At 26.7% G+C, this 2476-nt stretch carries 3 protein-coding genes; all 3 read right to left on the reverse strand.

Translation table 11 applies throughout. The annotated features are described in order from the left end of the window. Positions 1 to 434: hypothetical protein (locus WBY99_RS11985; RefSeq protein WP_423976571.1), on the reverse strand; the 434-nt coding region annotated here is incomplete at its 3' end. 163 nt (positions 435 to 597) lie between these two features. Beyond that, the gene (locus WBY99_RS11990) at positions 598 to 2118 is read right to left on the reverse strand and encodes an amidohydrolase family protein (protein ID WP_423976572.1); all 1521 of its coding nucleotides are present in this window, start codon (positions 2116 to 2118) and stop codon (positions 598 to 600) included. Positions 2119 to 2220: 102 nt separating this feature from the next. Beyond that, on the reverse strand, positions 2221 to 2472 hold the full coding sequence (locus WBY99_RS11995; protein WP_423976573.1) for a LytTR family transcriptional regulator DNA-binding domain-containing protein: 252 nt from the start codon (positions 2470 to 2472) through the stop codon (positions 2221 to 2223). Between the last annotated feature and the right edge of the window lie 4 nt (positions 2473 to 2476).

Below are 2476 nucleotides of genomic sequence, written 5' to 3' on the forward strand. Positions count from 1 at the left end.
TCTTTAAATTTCGCTTGAATTTCATTCTTTATTTGAAAGTAATTTTTATGATAGTATTCTGAAATTTTTATTATTTTTTTATCATTCTTATAAAGGTAAAGATATTCATAAGTTCCACCACGAGAAGAAAGGTGAGAATATTTCCATCCGTTAATTTCTGAATTTTTATAAGTTTCAGTTTTAAGTCCAAAAAAACGCTTTATTATAATTTCATTTTTATCTATTTCCACTTTTATCATTTTCGTTCTTAATTCTCCAAATAATAGATATGAAAAACTAAAAATTATAATGCCCGGAATAAAAATTTTAGGGAACAATTTATCATCGTAATATGGATCACTAAAAAAATTAGGAATTATTATATAAATAAGAAAAGAAAATGCACAGAGCAGAATTAGCATAAAATATGATTTGAAAGTAAATTCTGATTTCATTTTTTGTACGGTTTGATAATAGGTACGCTTGAAGACAACGTATGGTGATTGTCGCTGTTACCAAAAATTAAATTAAACAAAAATTTTAAAGATGCAAACTGACCTTCAAATTCAAGACCAATCTGCAATAGCTACAATCACGTGTTGGCAGATAGTGCATTTTTTACTTAATATATTCGTCAATTTTTATATTTCTATTTTCATTATTCGCTTCCCTTATTGCTTTCAGAATAGTTGAGATTTGAATCTTATTAATCATATTTTTGTCAAAGAAAACATATTCAATTGTTTTTGTGTTTTTCATATCCTCTAATGGGTTTCTTGAAAGTAGCACTAAATCTGAATTATAGCCAATTTTTATTTTTCCAGTATTTCTTTTCATCCAATTGCTCGGCTCAACTGTTGCTGAATAAAGCACTTGTGAGTTGGTTATTCCAGATTTTGATAATGATTGTAATTCATTATGAAGTGAAAATCCGGGAACCATTGTTGATACATTAGCGTCTGTTCCAGCCATAATCGTAACTTTATTGTCAACCAACGCTTTTGTCATAATATGAATTGCTTCTACATAAGTTTTCCAAAAAATCGCGGATAATTTTCTTGCATCGGGATTATCTTCTCCATCATATTCATATCCATTTTTACTTGGTAACCAACCTAATTTGTAAATTGGTGTTCCTTCAATAATTTTAGGATTGGCATATTTTAGTTCTATTTTTTTAAGTTCAGATTTTAAATCAAATCTTTGTTTAGGAAAGCTTTCAATTAACGAAATAGTAGAAGTTACACAAATATTGTTTTCTTTTAATTTTTTTGCAATTTGGTTTGAATGTGCTTTTAAGAAATTTATATATTCTTTTGGGTTTTTAGAAATTGATTTTCCAAAATCATCCATATTTTTCACGGTTATTTCTTCAACGTGAGCAATTTCTTTTTGACCTGAAGTATAAAACGCATCTAAATTAACTAAAGGAATATGTCCAATAACAGGAATATTATATTTTTTGGAAATATCTATTGTGGTTTTAAACATTTCGGGATTAACAAAACCGTACATTTTAACCGCATCATAACCTTGTTCTTTTATCTTTTTTATCTCTTTTTCTGCATCGCCTTTCGTTGAATAATTGATTGATTGTCTAGTCCATTGATAATAATATCCCATTATTCCACTTTCACTAAATATTGGTGGAGATGCTATAAACATTTGTGGTCCAAATCCATTTTTTTGAATTGATTTTCTCCATTCTAAAGTAATTGGTCTTCCAGCCATTTCTCTAATAGAAGTTACTCCATTAACTAAATATAAAAATAAATCATTTTTGCTTTCTTTTAAATGAACGTGAGAATCAATAAGACCTGGAATTAAATATTTATTCGTTCCATCAATTATAACAGCATTATTTTCGACATGTTGATTTTCTCCTAAACGAATTATTTTGCCATTTTTAATAATTACATCTTGATTTTTAATGAAGTGGCTACAATCTTCTGAAAGTACATTTGCGTTTTTTATTTGAATTATTTCGGTTGGTTTAACAATTGAAGAAATATCAATAACTTTTGTTGATTTACCTAAAACCTTATTTAATTCATTATCCGACCACAAAAACACACAAATAGAAATGCTTAATAATGCCATAACAACGTATAGCAATTTCCTAAATCTCATTTTTTTCATAAATTTATTATTTTAATTATGTTGCAAAAATAAGGTTATGAAGATATGATTTCTACCGTGAATAGTGATTAGGTATGAAATACGCTATTTTAGGTATGAAAATTATAAAGACAATAATTGTTCTTTATAATTTTTAGAAACTGGTAATTCAATTTGAGTTAGAAAAATGGTTTCTTGATTTTTCCAAGCTTTAAAATGAGTTGGATTTATTAAATGGGAGCGATGGATTTGAATTAAAAAATCAAAATCTTTTTGAATTTTTTTAAGTGTACTTCGAATTAATTTTGTTTTTATTTGACTTTCAACTAGAAAAAAAATTTCCACATAATTTTGTGAATTAGAGACACAAATCAAGTCA

It is taken from the genome of Kaistella sp., from assembly GCF_049588135.1.
In the GTDB taxonomy this organism is placed as follows: Bacteria; Bacteroidota; Bacteroidia; order Flavobacteriales; family Weeksellaceae; genus Kaistella.

Coding starts and splice junctions, on each gene's coding strand:
- WBY99_RS11990 (WP_423976572.1), bottom strand. CDS start 2,118: ATGAAAAAAATGAGATTTAGGAAATTGCTATACGTTGTTATGGCATTA.